Here is a 22,771-nt window from a genome sequence, read left to right on the forward strand (position 1 = left end):
CCCGGCGGGCCCGCAGCACACGGACCCGCCGGGTCGTCCCGCGTTGACCTGCGGCGTGTCGTTGTTATCGGCCTTGCCATAGCAACAACGCGCCGCAGGTCAACGCAGCCGGGCTCGGAGGGCGGCGGCGCGGCCGGCTCTGCGGCCGAAGAACGAGCCCTCGCCGAGCTGGGTGCCCGAGCAGTACCCGGCGCCGTCCTGCGCGATGTTGGACGCGCAGGCTCCGGCCGCGTAGAGGCCGCCGATGACCGTCCCGTCGGCTCGCCGTACCTCGCCGTCGACCGTGGTGGCCATGCCGCCGAGCGTGAAACCGGCGTACAGGGCGGTGCCCAGGCTGAGGTCGTAGACGCCCCACGGGCCCCGGGTCTGCGGGGCGAGCCAGTCGGGGTGCTTGTGGAAGTCGGGGTCCTCGCCGCGGGCGGCGTGCTCGTTGTAGCGGGCCATCGTCGTGGCCAGGGAGCCTGGGGGCAGTTCCAGGCCCGCCTCCATCTCCTCGATGGTCTCGTAGCCGTCCTTCAGCGGCACCAGCGGCATCCGCTGCTCCTCCATGTGGTCGCTGTCGGCGATCAGGTACGCCGTCGCGTCCGGCTGGCCGAGCACGAAGTAGGACGTGCGCGCGTGGTAGCCGTCCTCGGCCGCGAACCGCTCACCGCGGTTGTTGACGATCAGGCCCTTGACCAGGGACGACGGCGGGTAGAACGGCGCGGTGATGAAAGGCTCGTCCATGTGCTCCAGCGCGGCGCCGGCCGACTCGCCCAGCCGGATCCCGAGCCCGTCGTCATAGGTGCTGCCCAGAGTGAACAGTTTCCCGCCCAGGGCCGGTGTGTAGGTGGCGACCATGTCCGGGTTCATCACGAACCCGCCGGCCGCGATCACCACTCCGGCGGCGCCGACAACGCCGGTCCGGTCGTAGTTCCGCCACGCGACGCCGGTGACCGCGCCATTCTCGGACGCCACCAGGTTGGTCGCCCCGGTCTCGTAGCGGACGTCGACCCCGGCTTCCTCGATCCGGTCCCGCAGCAGGTCCATCACGATTCTGGTGCCGTCCGTGTCGCCGGGCACCGGCACCTTGTGCCCTCTGGGCGCCGGCCGGATCTCATCGCGGAACGGCCACACCTTCTCGTTCCCGGTGAACATCAGGCCCTCGGTACCGGGCTGGATCACCGCCTTGCCGGGAAAGTAGGACCGCTCGAACTCGAAGCCCAGCGCCTCCAGCCAGTCGAAATGGGCGACCGACCCTTCGCAGTACGCCCGGATCTTCTCCTCGTCGGGGTCCTTGGTGCTCGCCATCAGGTATCGCACCATCGCCTCGACCGTGTCCTCGTGGCCGGTGGCCCGCTGAACCGCGGTGCCGCCGCCGAGGTAGAAGTGGCCGCCCGACATGCTCGACGTCCCGCCGTGGACGGCGGCCCGCTCCAGCAGCAGCACCCGGGCTCCGGAGCGCGCGGCCTCCAGCGCGGCGCAGCCGCCGGCGATGCCGAAGCCGACCACCACGACGTCGAACCACTCGGCGTCGCCGGGGAGTTCCGCGGCCGGTATCACCTGAGGGACGGCCAGTCCCGGAGAGGATTGTGCGTTCATCGATCCTTGCCTCACGTCGGGTCGTCGGTCGCGGTCAGGCCTTGTGCGGGATCTGGTTCACCGTGCCGCCGTCTATGACGAATTCGGTTCCGGTGGCGAAGGACGATTCGTCGCTGGCCAGGAATACCACGAAGGAGGCGACGTCCTCGGGCTGGCCGGGGCGTCCGAGCGGGATCGGGACCATGTCGTCGGGAATGCCTTCGGTGATGGGGGTGCGAATCAATCCCGGATGCAGCGAGTTCACCCGGACGCCGTGCGGGGCGAGTTCGACGGCGACCGATTTCGTCAGGCCGCGCAGGCCCCATTTCGAGGCCACGTACCCGTGCGCCCAGGAGGTGCCGCGAAGCCCTTCAATGGAGGAATTGTTGATGATCGAGCCGCCGCCGGCCGCGATCAGCGCATCGGTGGCCGCGCGTATGCCCAGAAATGGCCCGGTGAGGTTGACGTCGAGGATCTGCTGCCATTTCTCCAGCTTGAACCGGTTGATGGCCGCGCCGTTGGCGATCCCCGCGTTGTTGAAGAGCACGTTCAGGAGCCCGAACTCGCCGACGGTGTACTCCACGGCGGCCGTCCAGTCCTCGGGGCGCGTCACGTCGAGGTGCACGTACCGGCCCGCGTCGCCCAGCTCGTCCGCGACGGCCCGGCCCTCGTCGTCCAGCACGTCCCCGAGCACGACCCTGGCGCCCTCGGCGGCCAGCGCGCGGGCGCTGGCCGCTCCGATGCCGCGCGCGCCCCCGCTGATCAGGGCGACCTTTCCGGCCACGCGTCCCATCGCTGATCTCCTCTCCGCCGGCGGTCAGCCGGCCAGTGCCGCCGCGAAGACGCCGCGGGCGGTGTTGAACGGCAGGTCGAGCGGTGTCCGGAGTCCGGGGGGCGCCGCGATGACGTCGGGGATCGCGTTGACGATGCGGCCGGCGCCGGCGGCGATCGCGGCGTAGTTGTGGTCGCCCTTCGCGCTGGTCGGGCAGACGTCGACGCGGTAGGAGGGCTCGCCGACGATCTCGACACGGTAGGAGCCGCCGTCCTGCGCCGGTTGCGGCCAGTCGGGACGCAGGTCGCCGCGCAGCCGGGTCGTGTGGTCGATGACGAGGACCTCCCTGCCGCCGGCCACGCCGCGGATCTGGAAGCGCATCGCCGCCACTCCGCCCGCGGGGATGTGCCCGGCGGCCACGTCGAACGCCTCCGGCGCCGGCTCCTGCTCGAACCACTCGGTGATCTCGTCCAGCTCGAAGCCGAACCCCCGGGCCAGCATCCGGAGGCTGACGCCCCAGGACGCCGCCAGGATTCCCGGCTTGAACATCCTCGGCAGGTCGCCCACGGGCCGGCCGAAGCCCATGAAGCCGAACATGACCGGGCCGCCGTCATAGCTCGCGTAGTCGGCGATCTCCGAGCAGCGCACCTGCTCCACCCGCTGGCAGGTGCTGGCGATCGCGAAGGGCAGCAGGTCGTTGACCCAGCCGGGGTCGACGCCGGTGGCGAAGACGCTCGTCCCGCCCGCCCGGCAGGCGTCCTCGATGGGATCGATCATGCGGTCCGGCAGCAGGCCCCAGGGGTAGATCAGCGGTACCGGCGAGGAGGCGGCGACGTTGCTGCCCGAGGCGAGGATCCTCCGGATGTCGTCGAGCGCCTCGGACAGCCGGGTCTCCCCCAGCGCGCAGTAGACCGTGCACTCCGGCCGGACGGCGAGGGCCGCGTCCAGGTCGTCGGTGGCGACGACTCCCGTGACCACGTCCAGGCCGGCGAGTTCACCGGCGTCCCGCCCGGCCTTCCCGGGGTTCGACACGACCAGGCCGGCCAGCTCGAAGCGGGGATCCTCGATCAGCTGCGCCAGGGCGATGCGGCCGACGTTGCCGGTCGCCACGTGAAGGACGCGGATGGCCATGGCACTCCTCGGCTAGACAGCTGTCCAGTCAGTATTCCAGAAACATAGAACACGTTCTAGTATGGCGCCATGCGCAACGGAATCGTGCTCTTCACCTCCGACCGCGGCATCACCCCGGCCGCTCTCGCCAAGGCCGCCGAGGAACGCGGCTTCGACACCCTCTACGTGCCCGAGCACACCCACATCCCGGTGCGCCGGGACGCGCTGCACCCCACAGGCGGCGAGGACCTGCCCGACGACCGCTACCTGCGCACCCTCGACCCGTGGGTGTCGCTGGCGACCGCCGCCGCGGTGACCGGGCGGATCGGCCTGGCGACCGCGGTCTCGCTGCCGGTGGAGTCCGACCCGATCACCCTCGCCAAGACGCTCGCGACCCTGGACCACCTGTCCGGCGGCCGCGTGACGCTCGGCGCCGGCTTCGGCTGGAACACCGACGAGCTGGCCGACCACCACGTCCCCGGGGACCGGCGGCGCACCGTCCTCAAGGAGTACCTGGAGGCGATGCGCGCCCTCTGGACCGAGGAGGAGGCGTCCTACGACGGCGAGTTCGTGTCGTTCGGGCCGAGCTGGGCCTACCCCAAGCCCCCGCAGGGCCGGATCCCCGTGATCATCGGTGCGGGCGGCGGCCCCAAGACCATGAAGTGGATCGCCCGCAACGCCGACGGCTGGATGACCACCCCCATCGAGACCGACGTCGCCGCGCGGGCCGACCTGCTGCGCAAGGAGTGGACCGACGCGGGCCGCGCGGGCGAGCCCGACGTGCGGATCCTGGTCGCCAAGAAGCCCTCCCCCGGCGACTTCGCCGACTGGACCGCCGCCGGCGCCTCCGAGCTGATCTGGGGCGTACCGGACGCCGACGAGGCGACGGTGCTCACGTACCTGGACAAGACGGCCGCGCGGCTCGGCCTGAGCCCCAGCTGACGGCCCGGCCGACGCGACCCTCCGCCCCCACGCGCTCCCTCCGCACGCGCCCCTTCCGCCCCCGACCGAGGAGACCGGCAGATGCCCCAGACACCTCCGAGCCGCTACGCCGATCTGTCCCGCGAGCGGCTCGCGGTCCTCGTGCCCGAGCTGCTGCTGATCGGGCAGCTCATCGACCGCTCCGGGATGGCGTGGTGCATCTCCGCGTTCGGACGGGAGGAGATGGCGCGGATCGCGATCGAGGAGTGGGCGGCGTCCAGCCCGATCTACACCAGGCGGATGCAGCGGGCGCTCGGCTACGCCCCAGAAGTCCCCGGGAAGGGCGACGTCCCGACCATCTTCAAGGGCCTCCAGCTCGACATCGGCGCTCCGCCGCAGTTCATGGACTTCCGCTACACCGTCCACGACCGCTGGCACGGCGAGTTCCATCTCGACCACTGCGGCGCCCTCATGGACGTCGAGCCGATGGGCGAGGCCTACGTCCGGTCCATGTGCCACGACATCGAGGACCCCACCTTCGACGCGACCGCGGTCGCGACCAACCCGAAGGCGCAGGTGCGGCCGATCCACCGGCCGCCGCGCCAGCCCGCCGACCGGCAGCCCCACTGCGCGTGGACCGTGATCATCGACGAGTCCCACCCGGAGGCGCAGGGCATCCCCCTGCTCGCCGTCAACGAGCGTTCCCGCGCCGCGGACCTCGAACTGGCCCCGGTCGACCCGGCCGGCGACGGCCTCGCCGACTACTCCGGCCCGCTGCTCTCCGACCTGGACTTCGCCGCCTTCTCCCATTCCGCGCTGGTCCGGATCGCCGACGAGGTGTGCCTGCAGATGCATCTGCTCGACCACGCCTTCGCGCTCGCCGTGGGCGAGCGGGCCGCCGGCGCCGACGAGCTGCTCCGGATCCGCCGCAAGCAGCTGGTGGGCATCGCCGGCGTCGCCGCGCAACGGCTCGCCCGCGCCCTGGACCTGCCCCGCGACGCGGAGGGGGCGACCCGCCTCCTGGAGCTGCACCCGCTCCTCAATCCGTCGGCCTACGTCGACGCCGGCATCGACGCCGCCGGGATCGTCGTCCGCCCGTCCGCCGCCCACGAGGACGACGCCTGGATCTCGCTGTGCGGCCCCGGCTGGACGGCACCGCTCCAGGCGATCGTCCGCGCCGCCGACCCCCACCTGGACGTGGACGCCACCGCCGACGGCGAGGGGTGGCGGCTGACCGTCGTCCGCCGCGACCGGCCGGCTCCCGAAGCCGACGAGGTCGCCGTCGTGCGGTTCAGCACCGGCGCCGACTTCGCCTTCAAGCCGCGGCGCGCGCTGCCGATCACGCCCGTCTGACACCCGCCCGGCCCGGCCCGGCCGGGCAGGTCGGGCCCCCCGCTCACAGGTAGCCGAAGAGGCGGCCCGCCACGCGGCGCATCTGGATCTCCTCGGAGCCCTCGGTGATGCGGTAGCGGCGGTGGTGGCGGTAGATGTGCTCGAACGGCTCGTGCCTCGTGTAGCCGATGCCGCCGTGCACCTGCATCGCGCGGTCCGCGGCGTCGCACACCAGGCGGTTTCCGCGGTAGTTGCACATGGACACCAGGTGCCCGATGGTCACCGCCGGCTCGCCGGCCGCGTGCACCTCGTCGAGCCGCTGGGCGGTCTTGTGGATCAGTGTCCGCACCATCTCGGCCTCCGTGTGCAGCTCGACCAGCGGCCACTGGACGGCCTGGCGGGACGCCAGGGGGCGGCCGAAGGTCGTGCGCTCGCGCGCGTAGGCGACCGAGCGGTCGATGCAGTACTGGGCCGCGCCCACCCCGCTGGCCGCCTGCCGGATGCGGTTCTCGTGGACGAACGTCTGCGCGACGGCGAGCCCCTCGCCCTCCTCGCCGAGAATCGACGAGGACGGGACGCGGACCTCGTCCAGCGTCACCTCGGCGTGGTCGGTGGGCATGTTGAGCGTCCACCAGTAGTGGGGGACGTCGAGCCCGGGGGCGTCGAGCGGCACGATGAAGGCCGTGATCCCCTTGGCCTGCCCGGCTTCGCCGGAGGTGCGGGCGAAGACGACGTCGTGCGTCGTCGCGGGGCCCAGCGTGTTGAACCGCTTGACCCCGGTGATCACCCAGTCGCCGCCGGCGCGGACCGCGCGCGTCGACATCCAGGTCGCGTCGCTGCCGTGCTCCGGTTCGGTGAGCGCGAACGCCAGGCCGTTCTCGCCCCGGATCGACGGCTCGACGAACCGCTCCCGCTGCTCGGCCGTGCCAAACCGGTGCAGCAGCTCGACGAAGACCAGGTTGCCCACCACCGAGTGCTCGGTCTGCAGGTCGTTGTGAAGCCCCAGACCACGGTGTGCCAGGTGCTCGCGGATCACCGCCATCTCCAGGTTGGTGCCCCCGTGCCCGCCGAGCTCGGACGGCAGGCTGTACCGGTAGAACCCGGCGGCGTCCGCGCGCCGCTTCGCCTCCGCGAGGAGCTGCTCCCATTCGGCGCGGGCGACGCCGTCCCGCTCGAAGTCGGTCCGCGCCCACTCCCTGCGGTGGTCGAAGAACCTGCGGTTGTCGCCCTCCTCCTCCAGCGGGACGATCTCGCGCTCGATGAAGGTGTCCAGCGCCCCCAGCAGATCGCGGGTCGTCTCGGAGATCTCGAAGTCCATGCGGTGGCTCCCGTCGTTCTCACGCGCGTCCGAGGAGGATGTCACGCGCGAGCGCGGCCGGTTCCCGCGGGCGGCGTTCCAGCACGGGGTCAGCTGAACGGGATGACGGCGACCGGGCAGCGGGCGTGGTGGATGACTCCGTGGCTGATCGAGCCGAGCTGGGGTGCGGTCCAGCGCCGCTGGTGGGCGCCGACCACGAGGAGGCGCGCGTTGCGGGACGCGTTGGACAGCGCGGTGACCGGGTGCTCCAGGACGATCTCCTCCACGACGTCCACGCGCGGGTACTTGGCGCGCAGCGGCTTGTAGGTCTCGATGACCTGGGCGCGCAGGTCCAGTTCGATCTGTCCGGCGTCGATGGCGTAGCCGGCCTCGATGAGGGTGCCGAACGTCTGCCAGGCGTGCACGACCCGGAGCCGGGCGTCATGGAGCGCCGCCGCGTCGAAGGCATGGTCCAGGACGGTGCCGGGGTCGCGCAGCGGGTCGACGCCCACGACGATCTCGCCGTGGTCGGAGGTGTCCCCGCGCACGATCACGACGGGGACGGTGGAGTGGCCGGCCATGCGCAGGCTGGTGGAGCCCAGCAGCATGCTGGCGAACCCGCCGCGGCCGCGGCTGCCCAGGACCAGCTCGAACGCCTTGTCCGACTGGTCGCGCAGGGCCTGCGGGGTCTCCTCGGTGACCAGGGCGGTCGTGACCTCCAGGCGGGGCCGGCGTTCCTGGACGCGTTCGCGGGCGGCGGCCAGCAGCCGGCGTCCGGCGTGCGCCGCCCGCTCGGTGGTCTCGGCCGGCATGAACAGCGGCGCCCGGTAGGGCCAGCTCTCCAGCGCGTGGACGATGTGCAGCGGACGTTCGCGCAGGACGGCTTCGGCGGCGGCCCACTGTACGGCGCGGTCCGACTCATCGGAGCCGTCGGTACCGACGACGATCGGCTCGGTCATCGCGTTCTCCTTCGGCTGCTCGGTTCCCTGCTCCCACGTTCCTTTCCGGCCTCGCACGCTCCCAGAGGCGAAGGTCCCCGGCCGGGCGGGCCTTTATGCCCGGGGCGGAGGAGTCCGTGGTCTCTGGGTCCTGGAGCATGGAAAGGAAAGGGTGGAACGTCCGGATACGTGGGACGGCGAGGTGGACATGCGGGCTTTGATCGCACGGCGCGGCCCCGAGGCGCTGTTCGCCCTGGCCGGTGGCGGCCTGGTGGCGGGCGCCGCCGTCCGCTGGACGGCCGGGGCGGGCGCCGGTGACCTGATCTGGCTGCTGGTGACGGTGCTCGCGCTCGTCCCGGCGGTCTGGTGGGTCGCGGACGGGCTGCTGCACCGCCGGTTCGGCAGCGACGTGATCGCGGTGCTGGCGCTGGCGGGGACCGTCGCGGTCGGCGAGGCGCTCGCCGGCGCGGTGATCGCGGTGATGCTGACCGGCGGGCGGCTGCTGGAGGAGCGCGCGGGACGGCGGGCCCGCCGCGACCTCAGCGCGCTGCTGTCGCTGGCGCCCCGCGTCGCGCACCGCCGGACGGACGGCGGCGGCCTGGCCACCGTCGACGTCGCCGAGGTGCGTCCCGGCGACCGGCTGCTCGTCCGCCCGGGCGAGGTCGTGCCGGTCGACGGGCTGGTGGAGCGGGACACGGCCGTCCTGGACGAGTCCACGCTGACCGGCGAGCCGCTGCCGGTGGAGCATCCGGCGGGCGACGCGGTGCGCAGCGGCGCCGTCAACTCGGGGCGGCCGTTCGAGCTGCGCGCGACCAACGACGCCGGATCCAGCACCTACGCGGGGATCGTCCGGCTCGCCGAGGAGGCCGCGGCCGAGAGCGCGCCGTTCGTGCGGCTCGCCGACCGGTACTCGGCCCTGTTCATCCCGGTGACGCTGGTGCTGGCCGGCGCGGCGTGGCTGGCCGCCGGGGACCCGGTGCGGGCCGTGGCGGTGCTGGTCGTGGCCACGCCCTGCCCGCTGATCCTCGCCGCGCCGATCGCGTTCGCGTCCGGCCTGTCGCGCTGCGCGCGCCGCGGCGTGGTGGTGAAGGGCGGCGGCGCGCTGGAGCGGCTCGCCGGGGCGCGGGTGCTGCTGTTCGACAAGACCGGCACCGTCACGACCGGGCGTCCGGCGCTCGCCGAGATCATCCCCGCCGATCCCGCGCCGGCCGGCGATCCGCTGCAGCTCGCGGCCTCGCTCGACCAGGTGTCGCCGCACGTGCTGGCCTCCGCGATCGTGCGCGGCGCCCATGAGCGCGGGCTGCCGCTCGCCACGCCGTCGGACGTCGCCGAGACCGCCGGCCAGGGCGTCCGCGGCACCGTGGGCGGCCGCACGGTGAGCGTCGGGAAGGCGAGCTGGGCCGGGGAGGCCGCCCCCGCCTGGCTGGACCGGGTGCGCAACCGGGCCGCCGCCCGCGGCGCGATCACCGTGTTCGCCGGGGTGGACGGGCGGGTCGCCGCCGTGCTGCTGCTGCGCGACCGCATCCGCCCGGACGCGCCGCGCACGTTCCGGCTGCTCCGGCGGGCCGGCATCGAACGCGCCGTGATGGTGACCGGCGACCGCGCGGACGTCGCGGATTCGATCGGCGAACTCGTGGGCGCGGACGCCGTGCACGCCGGGCTGACCCCGGCCGAGAAGGTCGCGGTGGCCCGCGCGGAGAGCGAGCGGGCGGCGACCGTGATGGTCGGCGACGGCGTCAACGACGCGCCCGCGCTGGCGGCCGCCGGGGTCGGCGTGGCGCTCGGCGCCCGGGGCGCGACGGCGTCGTCCGAGGCGGCCGACGTGGTGATCACCGTCGACCGGCTGGAACGGCTCGCCGAGACGCTCGCGATCGCGCGGCGGACCCGGTCGGTCGCGCGGCAGAGCGTCGTCTTCGGCATGGGCCTGTCGCTGGCGGCGATGGTCGCCGCGGCGTTCGGGCTGCTGACGCCGGCGGCGGGCGCGCTGCTCCAGGAGGGCATCGACGTCGCCGCGATCCTCGCCGCGCTGCGCGCGCTCGGCCCGGGCCGCGACCGGGAGCCGCGGCTGCGCGGCGACGCGGCCGAGCTGGTCCGGCGCCTGGACGAGGAGCACCGGATGCTGTGGCCGCGCATCGAACGGCTGCCCGTCCTGGCGGACACGATCGGCGCGTCCGGCGGCCGGGAGCGGGACGCGGCGCTGGACGCGCTGACGGGCTTCCTCACCGACCTCGCCGAGCACGAGCGCAAGGACGAGCGGCTGCTCTACCCGGCGGTCGCGCGGGCCCTCGGCGGCGCCGACCCGACCGGGGCGATGAGCCGCGGGCACACCGAGATCGCCGAGCTGACGCGGCGCATCGGCGCGCTCACCGCCGAGCTCCGGGCCGCGCCCGGCGCTCCGGAGCCGGTGCGCGATCTGCGCCGGACCGTCCAGGAGCTGTACGCGGTCCTGCGGCTGCATTTCGCGCAGGAGGAGGAGAACTACTTCGTCCTCGCCGACGTCCACGACTCCGCCGAGCGTTGAGGCACCGACGTTCGGCGGTGGTGACGGGACCTTGGTCACTCCTGCGCGCGGGTGTGCGGGCGGACGCTGGAATCCCCACCGAAGGACGTGAGTCCGATGCGAGGCTTCACAGCGTTCTCGACGGCGGTGCTGCTCCCGGCGACCCTGGTGACCGCACCCGCCCTGCCCGCTCTGCCCGCTCTGCCCGCTCGGGCGGCGTTCTCCCCCACGGCCCGCGCGGCGGCGACGGCAGAGGTCCCCACTTACACTCCCGGCGTCGCCGGATGGCCCAGCGGCAAGGGCTTCGACGTCGCCTACCGGGCCGCCACCACCAACGTGCTGTACCGGCGGCTGGTCGACGGCGCCTGGTCCGCCCCGCTCAACGTGGCCGGACGCCTGATCGGCGGCCCGGCCGTCACCTTCGCCGCCGGCGACCCCCACGTGTACGGGCGCGGCGTCGACGGCAGGCTGTGGGAACGCGTCCGGGCCGGCGGCACCTGGCAGCCCTGGACCAAGGTCGACGACCTGCCCATCAGCACCTCGCCCGCCGCCGCCGGGCACCCCGACGGGCGCGTCGAGGTCTTCGTCCGCGACGCCGCCGACGGGCTGCAGACCAACACCTACACCCCCGGCACCGGCTGGAGCGGCTGGACGGCCATGGACATGACCGCCGACTCCGCACCCGCCGCCGCCGTGACCGGCACCGACACCGTCCGCGTCGCCGTCACCGGCCGCGACCACGCCGTCTGGACCCGCACCCGCACCGGCGCCACCTGGTCGGACTGGACATCCCTGGGCGCGAGCACCTACAGCACCCCCGGCATCGCCGCCGACCCCGCCACCGGCAAGACCTGGGTGTTCATCCGCGACGCCGGCACCCACCGGCTGCACGTGCGCGCCTACACCGGCACATGGGGCGACTGGCAGACCATGGGCGGCCTCTACGTCGACGGGCCCGGCGCCGCGTCCGCCGGCGGCAAGACCGTATCGATCGGACGCGGCCGCGACGCCGCACGGTGGAGCCGCACCATCACCGGCACCACCTGGACCACCGACGTGAAGGCCTGGACGCCCGGACCACCGCCCGGCGTGCCCTCCGCACTGCGCGGCAAGAACGTCACCAAGATCCCCACCACCTCCAAGGTCGCCGCACTGACCTTCGACTCCGCATGGGACGCCTCCGGAGTCTCCTCCATCCGCGCCACCCTGCAACGCCAGAACGTCCCGGCCACCTTCTTCCTGGTCGGCGACTTCACCCGCGGGTTCCCCGTCTACAGCAACCTGCTGGCCGGATCGGGGTTCCGGATCGGCAACCACAGCAACACCCACCCCGACTTCACCAAGATCAGCGACACGACCGCCAAGACACAGGTCACCACCGCCCGCACCGCCATCTTCAACACCAACGGCGCACAGCCCGCACCGCTGTTCCGCTTCCCCTACGGCGCCTACACCGCCTCCGACGTCACCCTCCTCAACAGCCTGGGCTACGTCCCGGTCGGCTGGACCGTCGACTCGCTCGGCTGGCAGGGCACCACAGGCGGACAAACCGCCGACAAGGTCACCGCGCGGGTCCTGGCCGCCAAAACACCCGGGATGATCGTGCTGATGCACGTCGGCGCCAACCCCGACGACCACACCACACTGGACGCCGACGCGCTCCCCGCGATCATCACCGGCCTCCGCGCCGCCGGCTACACCTTCACCACCCTCGACGCCCTCATCCCCTGACCGGTGGGCACGCAGACCACCCACAGCGGCCCCACCGACCCGCCCACCGGGGGCCGCCGGGCAAGACCGGGACGCGGCCGGACCCGGCTCGGCCGCGTCCTCGCCCTGCTCACCGTCGCCGCGATCTTCGGCAAAGTGCTACCCGACCTCGTCGACCTGGAACAGGTCACCGCCATCCTGCGGACACGAGTACACGCCACAGACCTGGCCCTGCCGGCCGCGTTCACCGGCCTGTCGATACTGCTGTCGGCCCTCGGCCTCAGCGCCGCACTACCCGGACTGCGGCTCGCACCCGCCTCCGCGATCAACGTGGTCACCACCGCCCTCTCCTACGCCCTGCCCGGCGGAGGCGCCGCCGGCGCGGCGCTGAACGTCACGATGTCCCGGGACCTCGGATTCCGGACGGCTCCGATCGCGCTGCAGGTACTGGTCACGGGCATCTGGAGCCTCGTCGCCCGGCTGACGCTGCCGCTGCTCGCGCTCGGGCTGCTCGCCATGGCGTCGGACGTCCCGCCCGGAGTGCGCGGCGCGGGCGCCCTCGGGCTGGCGCTGGCCGCCGTCCTCATCGTGCTGACCGTGGTCATGCTGCGGAGCGACCGTGCGGCGCCGGCGATCGCGGCCGGCCTCCTCCGGGCCGCGCGGCCCGTCGCGCGGCTGCTGCACCGCCGGATCACCGACCGCACCGGTGACGTCGGACGGTTCCAGGGCGAGGCCCGCGAGCTGATCCGCGCCCGCTGGCCGGCGCTGACGCTGTCGGCCGTCGGCTACCACGTCTGCGTGTTCGCGGTGCTGTACGTGTCGCTGCAGGCGGCGGGCGTGTCCCGGGTCGGGGTGCTGGAGGCGTTCACCGTCTACACGGTGGCTCGGCAGGTGACCGCCGTCCCGCTCACGCCCGGCAGCGCGGGCGTCCTCGAACTCGCGCTGATCGGCGGGCTCGACCTCACCGGCGCGGACCTGCCCGCCGCCACGGCCGGCGTCCTGCTGTTCCGCTTCTTCACCTACCTGCTCTACCTTCCGGCGGGCGGCGCGGTCTGGGCGTGGTGGCGGTGGCGCCGCCCGCGGGTCGCCGCGCGCCCGCACGAAGCCGTGTTCCGCCACCCGATGGACGCCGTCCGGCTGGTGCTCGCGCTGGCCGTGCTGACGGCGCTGGTCGCGGTGAGCCGGGGCGTGCCCGGCTGGGACACCGACCTGTTCCGGCTGGTGAACGACCTCCCGGACGCCGTCGAGCTGCCGCTGTGGCTGCTGATGCAGGCCGGCTGGGTCGGCGCGGTCGCCGTCGCGGCGGCGGCCGCCGCGGCCTTCCGCAGGTTCCGGTTCGCCGGCACGCTCGCCGCGGCCGGAACGCTCGCGTGGGAGCTCGCCAAGGTCGTCAAGGACGTGTCGGGACGCCCGCGCCCCGCCGCGCTGCTCGACGGCGTCGCCCTCCGAGCCGACGCGACGCCCTTCGGCACGGGTTTCGTCGCCGGTCACACCGCGGTCGCCGCGGCCCTGGTCACGGTGGCCGGCGCCTACCTCCCCCGCCCGTACCGGCGGATCCTGTGGGGCGTGGTCGCCGCCGTCGGCGCGGCCAGGGTGTACCTGGGGGCGCATTTCCCGGTGGACGTGCTCGGCGGCGCCGCCCTGGGCTGGGCCGTGGGCGCGGCGGCGCTCCTCGTCATCGGAACGCCCGCGCACCGCCCCAGGCTCGCCGCGATACGCCAGACGCTCACCCGCCACGGGTTCGCGGTCACGGACGTGCGGGCGGTGCCCGGCGACCTGAGGCACGCCGCCCCCTACGCCGTGACGACGTCCGCCGGGCGGCTCTTCGTGAAGGTCATCGGACGCGATCAGCGCGACGCCGACGTCCTCCACCGGCTCGGCCGGCTGTGGCGGCGCAGGCCGGGCGAGCCGCCGTTCGCCACCGCGAAGCACCTGGCCGAGCACGAGGGCTACCTGCTCATGCGCGCCCGCCGGGCGGGCGCGCGGGTACCGGCCGTCCGGTTCGTGGCGGAGGCCGGTCCGGGCAGCTGGGCCCTGGTCATGGAGCACATCGACGCGCGTCCGCTCGGCGAGGCCGACGCGCTCCCCCAGGAGGCGCTGGACGACCTGTGGCGGCAGTGCGCGGCGCTGCGGCGCGACCGCATCGCCCACCGCGACCTCCAGCCCGGCAACGTCCTGATCGACCGGCGGGGGCGCCCGTGGATCACCGGCTGGGGACGAGCGGAGACCGACACCGCACCGGCACTGCTCGACGAGGACGCGGCCCGGCTGATCGCGATGACCTCCGCGGCCACCACCCGCGACCGGGCGATGGCCGCCGCCCTGAACGCCGCCGGCCCGGCAGTGCCCGCCCGGCCCGCGGCCATCCCACGGCACCGCCGCGCGCCCGCTCTCACCGGCCCGTTCCCGCCGGACGCGCCCGCGACCGCACGGCACCCCGGCGACGTGATCCGCCTCGCCGCCGGGCTCGCGATCTGCCTCTCGCTCGCCGTCTTCGCGGCGGACGGGTTCCTGCTGCGCCCCGAGATCGACGTCTTCCGGCTCATCAACGATCTGCCCGGCTGGCTGATCCGGCCGGTCGACGTCGTGATGCAGGCCGGCGCGCTCGGCGCCGCCGGGGCGACCGCGGCGGCGGCCCTCGCCGTCCGCCGGGTCCGGCTCGCCGTCGACCTGGCCCTCGCCGGCTCTCTGGCCTGGCTGCTCGCCAAGCTGGTCAAGGACGTCGCCGACCGCGGGCGCCCCGGCGCGCTGCTGTCGGAGGTCGTCCTGCGCGGCGCGCACGAGGGCGGGCTCGGCTTCGTCTCCGGCCACGCGGCCGTGGCCGCCGCCCTCGCCACCGTGGCCGCCGCGCACGTACGCCGCCCGGTCCGGTGGGCGCTGTGGGCGGTCGCCGTCGCCGTCCCGCTGAGCCGCGTCTACGTCGGCGCCCACTTCCCGCTCGACGTCGTCGCCGGGGCGGCCCTCGGCTGGGCGGTCGGCGGCGCCGTGCACCTCGCGCGCGGCACGCCCGACCACGTCCCGGCGCCGGCGCAGGTCGCCGCCGGTCTCGCCCGCTGCGGCCTGCCCTCCGCCGCGGTGGAGCCGGTCCGGGCGGACGCCCGCGGCTCGGTCCCCTTCGCCGCCCGCGCCCCCGGCGGGCGCACCGCCTTCGTCAAGGCGCTCGGCCGCGACCAGCGCGACGCCGACCTGATGTTCAAGGCGGCCCGCTTCCTCCTCTACCGCGAGGTCGAGGACGAGACTCCGATGGCGAGCCCCAAACGCCAGGTCGAGCACGAGGCGTACATGCTGATGCGCGCGGCCGCCGCGGGCGCGCGCGTCCCGGCCGTCATCGGCGTGGCACCCGCCGGGTCCGGCACCTGGATCCTCGCGGAGGAGACCGTCGACACCGACGGCCGGCCCCTGCGCTCGCTGGACGACGCCGCCCTCCGCCGCCTGTGGGGCGAGGTCGCCAAGCTCCACGCGGCACGGATCGCGCACCGCGACCTGCGCCTGGCCAATGTGCTCGTCGACACCGGCGGCGATCCCGTGCTCGTCGACTTCGGCTTCGCCGAGGACGCCGCGAGCGACGGGAGGCTGGCCCAGGACGTGGCCGAACTCCTGGTCTCCACGGCACTCGTGACCGGCCCCCGGCGGTCCGTCGACGCGGCCGTGGACGTCCTCGGGCCGGCCGCCGCCGAGGCCGCCGTCCCCTATGTGCAGCCGCTGGCGCTGGCGCGGTCCACCCGGCTGAAACTGCGGGACGCCCCCGGCCTCCTGGACGAGATCCGAACCGCGCTGACCCGTGCGGGCGCCACCCGCGCCACCACGCCCCGCCCCCTGTCGCGGATCCCGTCGCGCCCCTGGGTCCTGCTGCTGCTCGTCGCCGCCGGGTACGCCGTCTACCACGGCCTCATCGGCGTCACTGGCCTGCACTCCCCCATGGCGGTCCTCGCGGACGCCCGCGTCCGGTGGCTCGTCCTGGCGGTGCTGCTCGTGGCGGCGTCCTACGCGGCGGGCGCGCTCGCCCTGATCGGCGCCTCCCGGCGCGGCCTGGCGTTCGGGCGCACGCTCCTGCGGCAGGTCGCGGCGTCCTATGCCTCGCGCCAGCGGCCGGCGGGCCGGGGCGGCGGCGCCGTCCTCGGCGCCTACCTCCGCGAGCACGGGGCCGGGCCGAACGAGGCCGCCGAGACCGTCGCCCTCACCCGGCTGACCGGCGCGTTCGTGCACCTGGCGGCGCTGGGCCTCGCCCTGGCGTCGGCGCTGCTGGACGGCCGGGAGTCGTTCGACGCGCCGCCCTGGTCGCGGACCCTGGTGGCGGCCGTCGCGGGCGCGGCCGCTCTCGGCGCGGTCCTGCTGTGGCGCCGCCGGGCCGAGGTCGTCCCGCCGCTGCGGGCCGCCGCGGCGGGACTCCCCCGGCTCGCGCACCGCCCCCGGCACCTCGTCGCGCTGCTCGCCGGCACCTCCGCCGTCACCACCTGCTCGGTGCTGGCCTTCCTGGCGGTGTGCCACGCGATGAACGTGCCGCTACCCGCCGCCACCCTGGCCGCGCTCTACCTGCTGCTCATCCCGCTGCGCCTCCTCGGCCCCCTCCCCGGCGGCCTGGGCGTCGTCGAACCCGTCCTCGTGCTGGCCCTGGCCACCCTCGGGACGGGACCGACCGAGGCCGTCCTGACCGTGCTGGCCTACCGGGTCCTGAGCTTCTGGCTTCCGCTGCTCCCCGGCGCCGCGGCCTTCAGTCGCCGGTGAGGTCGCGGCGCTCGAAGAGCAGCAGGCCCGCGCCCGTGAGCAGCGCCGCCACGCCGATCATGACCGCGGCGGGGACGGCCGCGAACGGCTCCGCCGGGACCGCCGCCACGTGGTGGAACGGGGAGACGGCGAGGACCGGGTCCGGCCAGTCCAGCGTCGAGCCGATCATCTCCATCAGGTAGGCGGTGACGACCGCCGCGGCCGAGCCGGGAGCGGTCAGCCGGGGCGAAGCGCCGAACAGCAGCACCGCCAGGCCGGTCGCCAGGGCGGCCACGGGAAGCGGGTTGAGGGTCGCGGCGAGCGTGTCGGGCAGGCCGGTGCCGGCGCCGGTGACGGCGGCACCGGCCCACATCGCGGCCGCCGCCGCCGGCGCGATCAGCAGCGCCGACGCCAGCGCCTGCACGATGTGACCGCCCAGCCAGCGGTGCCGCGTGACGGGCCGGGTGAGGACGTGGTCGAGCCGCCCGGCGGCCTCCTCGGCCCGCGCGGCGCCGATCCGCCAGCACGCGTACAGGGCGATGAGCAGGCCGACCACGATGCCCATGACGCCGACGAAGCCGTCGGCGACGTCGCCGGCGTCCCAGCCGAGCCGCTTCAGGACCTCCTTGTAGTTCGGGTCCGCGGCCGCGAAGTCGGTGACGGCCGCGATCAGGGCGCCGCTGACGAACGCGTACGCGGCGATGCCGAGCATCCAGCCCGCGAGCATCCCGCGCGCGCCGCGCCAGGCGAACACCGCGGGGCCGCCGAGCAGCCGGAGCCGGGACCGGGCCCGGTCCGGCTCGCTGATCAGCGAGCCCCCGGCGTCGCGGCGGCCCCGCAGCGCGACGGCGGCGCCGCCGAGGACGGCGGGCACCGCCAGCGACACCGCGAGCGCCGCCCAGTCCGGGTCCTGGTACGGGTGCAACTCGTCCAGCCAGCCGAAGGGGGTGAACCAGCGGAGCCACCCGCGCGAATCGGTGCTGTTCGCCGCCATCCGCAGCAGGAACAGGGCCCCGAAGACGGCGGCCGAGGCACCGGTCACGCGCCGCCGCATCCCGAAGAGCTGGGCGAACACGGCCGCGACCGCCGCGAACGTCGCGGCGATGCCGGTGAGGCCGAGGCCGAACAGGACCGCGCCCGCCGTCCCCGTCCCCATGAGCGCCAGCGAGACGGCCACCGCGGCGCCCGCCACCGCCGCCGCGCCCGCCACCACGGCGGCCTGCACCAGCACGACCCGGGCCGGGCGGACCGGCGCGGCGAGGACCAGCTCGGCGCGGCCGGACTCCTCCTCGCCGCGCAGCAGCCGCCCGGCCACCAGCAGGCCCCAGATGCCGGTGATCGCGGCCAGCACCCAGCCGGCGTCCCAGACGACGAAGCCGCCGGGTGTCTCGACGGCGTGCGGGACGCCCTGCAGCATCCGCATGGCGGGGTCGTCCGACAGCGTCGCGAGCTTCTGCCGCGAGGCGAGGTCGGGATAGGTCCGCTCGTAGGTGAAGATTTCGACCGCCGCGTAGAAGGCGAGCGCCGCCGCGAGCCAGCCGGCCCCGCGCCGGATCAGCCGCACGGTCAGCCCCGCGACCCGCGCGTCCACCGGGTGGCGCCCTTCCCGCCGCGCTCGCGGAGCGGCCCCGCGCACGGCCACGGTCCTGGTCACCTGTCCGCCTCGTAGTAGCTCAGGAAGATCTCTTCGAGAGTCGGCTCGTGGCTGCGCAGCCGGACCACCGGCACGGTGCTCAGCCGGGACAGCGCCGGGGACGGCGAACCGGTGACCGACACGCGGACGCCGCCGTCGATGGGCTCCACGCCCGTCACGCCGGGCACCCCGGCGAGGTCGGGAACGGGGCCGTCGATGACCGCCTCCAGCACCGTCCCGCCGAGCCCGCGCAGCTCCTCCAGCTCGGCGACCTCGACGAGCCTGCCGGCCCGCAGGATCGCCACCCGGTGGCAGACGTCCTGGGCCTCGTCGAGGATGTGGGACGAGAGGAACACCGTCTGCCCGCGGCCGGAGGCCTCCCGCGCCAGCGCCTGGAACTCGGCCTCCATGAGCGGGTCCAGGCCGGACGTCGGCTCGTCCAGCAGGAGCACGTCCGGCCGGGTCATCAGCGCCGCGATCAGCGCGAGCTTCTGCCGGTTGCCCTTGGAGTAGGAGCGGGCCCGCATGCCCGGGTCGAAGCGCAGCCGCTCGACGAGCTCGTCCCGGAACGGCACGTCCACATGGCCGTGCAGGTTCCCGAGGTACGTGAGCGTCTCCAGGCCGGTCAGCTGCGGCCAGACCGCCACGTCCCCGGCGACGTAGCCGACATGCCGGTGGGCGCGCTCGACGTCCCCGACCGGCACGTCCATGAGCCACGCCTTCCCGGCCGTCGGCCGGGCGAGCCCGAGCAGCAGCCGGATCGTCGTCGACTTCCCCGCTCCGTTCGGCCCCAGGAACCCGAAGATCTCTCCGCGCCCGACCTCCAGGTCGAGCCCGTCCACCGCGGTCACCCGCCCAAAACGCTTGGTCAGGCCCTCAGTCCGTATCGCCGACGCGACCACCGCGCACCTCCTTATGATCCGCTCTTGAAAGTAGAGGCGCGGCGGGCGCCTGACAGCAGCCGAAAGTCCCCAAACCACCCACCGTTGGGCACCTGCCGGGAATCACCGTGATCCCGGTCCGGAGGGACGGCCTTCCGCCGGGTGCCATCAGGACCTTGGACTCTGGCAGCGCGGTGGGCGACTACGGAGCCTGGTGTCACACCAAGGAGGTGACGACATGACCATCCTGGTGGCGTACGCGAGCGCGCACGGGTCCACCCGGAGCATCGCCGAACGGATCGGTGCGGCACTGGCCGAGCGCGGTGAGCGGGTGGAGATCCGCGCCATGAGCGGTGTGAGCGACACCGGGTCGTACCAGGCGTTCGTGCTCGGCAGCGCCGTCCACAGCCGCGCCTGGCTGAGCGAGGCGACCGGCTTCCTGGAGCGGGAGCGCGACGCTCTGGCAGGGCGGCCGGTGTGGCTGTTCAGCGTCGGGATGCCGGCGGCGCTGCGCGGCCCTTGGCGCGGCTTCGGCGCCAAGGAGGAGGCCTTGCTGGCGGACGGCCTGCACCGGACGCTCGGCGCGCGGGAGCACCGGCTCTTCTCCGGGGTCTTCCGGCGCGAGCACATCCCCCTCGCCGGGCGCCTGGTCTGCGGGCTGCTCGGCGTCCGGTACGGCGACTACCGGGACTGGCCGGAGATCGACGCCTGGGCGGCGGAGATCGCGGACGGGCTGGAGTCCCGCGGATCAGTGCCTGCGGCGGCTCCAGCGGCGGAGTTCGTCGGTGCCCCAGACGATGAGCGGGAACGTGGCGATGATCGCCAGGACGTCCCAGGGCAGGGCGGCGGTGCCGAACAGGTGCTGCAGCGGCGGCAGGTAGATCAGGGCGGCGGCGAACAGCAGCTCGAAGGCGATGCCGGCCAGCAGTAGCGGGTTGGTGGTGAGGCCCACCTCGCGGAGGGAGGCGTGGTCGGCGCGGGCGGCCATGGCGGTGCCGACCTGGCAGGTGACCAGGCCCGCGAAAGTGGCGGTGGTGGCGGCCAGGTAGGCGTGGTGCAGGGCGGTGCCCTGGCCGGTGGGGTCGCCGGGATGCCAGCCGGCGCGCCACAGGACGTAGAAGAACACGAGCATGACCAGGGCGGCGGAGACCAGGCCGAGGTAGCCCCAGGCGCGGATCAGCATGTCGCGGGAGATGACGCCCTGGGAGGACGGGCGCGGCGGGCGGTCCATGATGCCGGGCTCGGCTGGTTCGCGGCCGAGCGCGAGCGCGGGCAGCGTCTCGGTGCCGAGGTCGATCGCGAGGATCTGCAGCACGGTGAGCGGGAGGGGCACCAGGCCGCCGCTGAGCGCGAACACCAGGAACGGGACGATCTCCGGGACGGCGTGGGCGAAGATGTACAGGATGAACTTGCGGACGTTGTCGTAGACGCGGCGCCCGGATTCGATCGCGGTGACGATGGTCGCGAAGTTGTCGTCGGTCAGCACCATGGTGGACGCCTCGCGGGCCACGTCGGTGCCCGAACGTCCCATCGCGACGCCGATGTGGGCCTGGTGCAGGGCGGGCGCGTCGTTGGCGCCGTCCCCGGTCATCGCCACGACCAGTCCGTGGGCGCGCAGCGCGTCGGCGACCTTCAGCTTGGTCTCCGGGGATGAGCGGGCGAAGACGATCTCGGCGTCGCTCGTGACCAGCTCGTCCAGCTCGTGGTCGTAGACCTGCTCGGACTCGGCCACCACGTGCAGGCGGGGGACGCCGATGCCCACTTCCGCCGCGACGGCGGCCGCGGTGGCGCCGTTGTCGCCGGTCACGATGTGGACGCGCAGCCCCGCGTCGTGGCAGCGGCGCACCGCGTCGGCGACCTGCGGGCGCGGCGGGTCGTACAGCCCGACCAGGCCGAGGAGGCGCAGTCCCGTCTCGGCCTCCTCGCGGCGCCCGGGCACCTCGGTGCCGGGCGGCAGGTCCCGGACGGCCACCGCCAGCACCCGCAGCCCCCGGCGTGCGAGGTCGTCGACGGCGGCCATGACCGCGGCGCGGTCGGCGCCGGGGACCCGGGCCAGGACGGCTTCGGGCGCCCCTTTGACGTAGACGGTGAGGTGGTCGCCGCGCTGCCCGACCGTGGACATCAGCCGCAGCCGCGCGTCGAACCGGAAGACCCTGCGGCGCCGCTCGTCGCGGGCGGCCAGCCGCGCCGCGACGTCCGGCCCGGCCCCTTCGACCAGGGCGATCTCGGTCGGGTCGCCCTGCAGGTCGCCGTTCCCGGCGGCGGAGACGGTGGTGCATTCGGTCATCGCCCGCGCCAGTTCGGCGGGCGGCGCCGCGGTGGCGGCGGTTCCGGCGTCCGGGGTCCAGTGGGCCTGGAGGCGCATCCGGTTCTGGGTCAGGGTGCCGGTCTTGTCGGTGCAGATGACGTTGGTGGAGCCGAGCGTCTCGACCGCGCTGAGCCGCTTGACGACCGCGCCCTGTTTCGCCAGGACGCGCACGCCGACCGCGAGCGCCAGGGTGATGGTCGGCAGGAGGCCTTCGGGGACGTTGGCGACCAGCAGCCCGATCGCGAACATCAGCGCGTCCCTCAGCGGGAGCCCGACGAGCGCGCCGAGGAGCAGGAAGACGACGCCCATGCCGACCGCGACCGCCGCGATCAGCCAGGCGACCTTCTTGACCTGCACCTCCAGCGGGCTGTCACGGCGCGGCGCGCGCTGGCTGAGCGCGGCGATGCGCCCCAGCTCGGTGTGCCCGCCGGTCGCGAACACGATCGCCCGCGCCTCGCCGCCGGTGCAGGTCGTCCCGGAGAACACCAGGTTCGGCTCGCGCAGCAGCGGCGCGCCCTCCTCGGCGGCGGCCGCGACCCGTTCCACCGGCGCCGACTCGCCGGTCAGCATCGACAGGTCGGCCTCCACCGCCCCATCGGTCAACCGGGCGTCGGCCGGGACCTTGTCGCCCTCCGCCAGCACGATCAGATCGCCCGGCACCAGCCCGGCCGCCTCGACGGCCTGCCGTTGTCCGTCCCGGATGACGTGGGCCTGCTCGGGCAGGTAGGCCGCCAGCGCCTCCACCGCGCGTTCGGCCTGATGTTCCTGCAGCAGCGCGAACACCGCGTTGATGAGGATGACCGCGAGGATCGCCCAGCCCAGCACGCCCATCCCGGCGATGAAAGCCAGCGCGCCCGCGCCCCACAGCAGCAGGGCCAGCGGATGCGCCAGCTGGCCCGACAGCAGCCGCACCAGCGACCGCTTCTCCCGCCGCCGCACCTGGTTGGGCCCGTAGACCGCCAGCCGCCGGGCCGCCTCCCGCGCGGACAGCCCCCGGTCGCCGGTGCCCAGTTCCTTGCGGAGCAGCGGCAGCGGCTCCCGCGGATCGGCGCCCGGCTCGGCCGGGCCGGTCGCGGTGCCCGCGTGATGCCGTCTGGCGGGCATG

Annotated in this window: 13 protein-coding genes and 1 pseudogene; 6 read left to right on the forward strand and 8 right to left on the reverse strand. The window is 74.5% G+C overall.

Features of this window, described 5'->3' with window-relative positions; all coding sequences use genetic code 11:
• Positions 1-99: 99 nt before the first annotated feature.
• Genes AL2_RS24555 through AL2_RS24565 form a run of 3 tightly spaced genes read right to left on the reverse strand, consistent with a single transcriptional unit; the run spans position 100 to position 3,463 of the window.
• Positions 100-1,581 carry an FAD-binding protein gene (locus AL2_RS24555; protein WP_083946858.1) on the reverse strand — a complete coding sequence of 494 codons (1,482 nt, stop codon included), beginning with the start codon at positions 1,579-1,581 and terminating at the stop codon, positions 100-102.
• 34 nt (positions 1,582-1,615) lie between these two features.
• Positions 1,616-2,353: a glucose 1-dehydrogenase gene (locus AL2_RS24560; protein WP_067637359.1), complete on the reverse strand. Its 738-nt coding sequence runs from the start codon at positions 2,351-2,353 to the stop codon at positions 1,616-1,618.
• 24 nt (positions 2,354-2,377) lie between these two features.
• The gene (locus AL2_RS24565) at positions 2,378-3,463 is read right to left on the reverse strand and encodes an NAD(P)H-dependent amine dehydrogenase family protein (RefSeq protein WP_067637361.1); all 1,086 of its coding nucleotides are present in this window, start codon (positions 3,461-3,463) and stop codon (positions 2,378-2,380) included.
• Between the two features lie 69 nt (positions 3,464-3,532).
• On the opposite strand from AL2_RS24565, the gene AL2_RS24570 reads away from it, so the two are divergent.
• Both AL2_RS24570 and AL2_RS24575 read left to right on the forward strand, forming a co-directional pair.
• The gene (locus AL2_RS24570; RefSeq protein WP_067637363.1) at positions 3,533-4,384 is read left to right on the forward strand and encodes an LLM class F420-dependent oxidoreductase; all 852 of its coding nucleotides are present in this window, start codon (positions 3,533-3,535) and stop codon (positions 4,382-4,384) included.
• 81 nt (positions 4,385-4,465) lie between these two features.
• Positions 4,466-5,716, forward strand: a complete 1,251-nt coding sequence (locus AL2_RS24575) for a hypothetical protein (RefSeq protein ID WP_067637365.1) — start codon at positions 4,466-4,468, stop codon at positions 5,714-5,716.
• A gap of 43 nt (positions 5,717-5,759) precedes the next feature.
• Here the strand turns inward: AL2_RS24575 and AL2_RS24580 are convergent, their stop codons facing one another.
• Both AL2_RS24580 and AL2_RS24585 read right to left on the reverse strand, forming a co-directional pair.
• Complete coding sequence (locus AL2_RS24580) at positions 5,760-7,013, reverse strand: acyl-CoA dehydrogenase family protein (RefSeq protein ID WP_067637367.1); 1,254 nt, start codon at positions 7,011-7,013, stop codon at positions 5,760-5,762.
• Positions 7,014-7,102: 89 nt separating this feature from the next.
• A complete protein-coding gene (locus AL2_RS24585; protein WP_067637369.1) occupies positions 7,103-7,951 on the reverse strand; it encodes a universal stress protein in 849 nt (282 codons plus the stop codon).
• 151 nt (positions 7,952-8,102) lie between these two features.
• On the opposite strand from AL2_RS24585, the gene AL2_RS24590 reads away from it, so the two are divergent.
• The 3 genes from AL2_RS24590 to AL2_RS36720 all read left to right on the forward strand — a co-directional run bounded on the left by AL2_RS24590 (position 8,103) and on the right by AL2_RS36720 (position 16,865).
• On the forward strand, positions 8,103-10,451 hold the full coding sequence (locus tag AL2_RS24590; protein WP_245666879.1) for a heavy metal translocating P-type ATPase: 2,349 nt from the start codon (positions 8,103-8,105) through the stop codon (positions 10,449-10,451).
• Positions 10,452-10,547: 96 nt separating this feature from the next.
• On the forward strand, positions 10,548-12,161 hold the full coding sequence (locus tag AL2_RS24595; protein ID WP_067637370.1) for a polysaccharide deacetylase family protein: 1,614 nt from the start codon (positions 10,548-10,550) through the stop codon (positions 12,159-12,161).
• 3 nt (positions 12,162-12,164) lie between these two features.
• A complete protein-coding gene (locus tag AL2_RS36720) occupies positions 12,165-16,865 on the forward strand; it encodes a lysylphosphatidylglycerol synthase domain-containing protein (RefSeq protein WP_083946859.1) in 4,701 nt (1,566 codons plus the stop codon).
• Here the strand turns inward: AL2_RS36720 and AL2_RS24605 are convergent.
• Both AL2_RS24605 and AL2_RS24610 read right to left on the reverse strand, forming a co-directional pair.
• Positions 16,852-18,498 (reverse strand): efflux permease Rv1217c-related protein, encoded by a 1,647-nt coding sequence (locus AL2_RS24605; protein ID WP_157438335.1) that lies wholly within the window; start codon positions 18,496-18,498, stop codon positions 16,852-16,854. The two genes, AL2_RS36720 and AL2_RS24605, sit on opposite strands and share 14 nt — an antisense overlap.
• Positions 18,495-19,379 carry an ABC transporter ATP-binding protein gene (locus tag AL2_RS24610; RefSeq protein ID WP_218003703.1) on the reverse strand — a complete coding sequence of 295 codons (885 nt, stop codon included), beginning with the start codon at positions 19,377-19,379 and terminating at the stop codon, positions 18,495-18,497. Before AL2_RS24610 ends, AL2_RS24605 begins: the two co-directional genes overlap by 4 nt.
• A 217-nt stretch (positions 19,380-19,596) precedes the next feature.
• Here AL2_RS24610 and AL2_RS36725 point away from each other — a divergent pair.
• Positions 19,597-19,851, forward strand: a pseudogene (locus AL2_RS36725) (flavodoxin domain-containing protein); the annotation flags it as partial.
• Positions 19,852-20,106: 255 nt separating this feature from the next.
• Here AL2_RS36725 and AL2_RS24615 read toward each other — a convergent pair.
• The gene (locus tag AL2_RS24615; RefSeq protein WP_067637376.1) at positions 20,107-22,770 is read right to left on the reverse strand and encodes a cation-translocating P-type ATPase; all 2,664 of its coding nucleotides are present in this window, start codon (positions 22,768-22,770) and stop codon (positions 20,107-20,109) included.
• Position 22,771 lies beyond the last annotated feature (1 nt).

The sequence above is a fragment of the Actinomadura latina NBRC 106108 genome, assembly GCF_001552195.1.
Classification (GTDB): domain Bacteria; phylum Actinomycetota; class Actinomycetes; order Streptosporangiales; family Streptosporangiaceae; genus Spirillospora; species Spirillospora latina.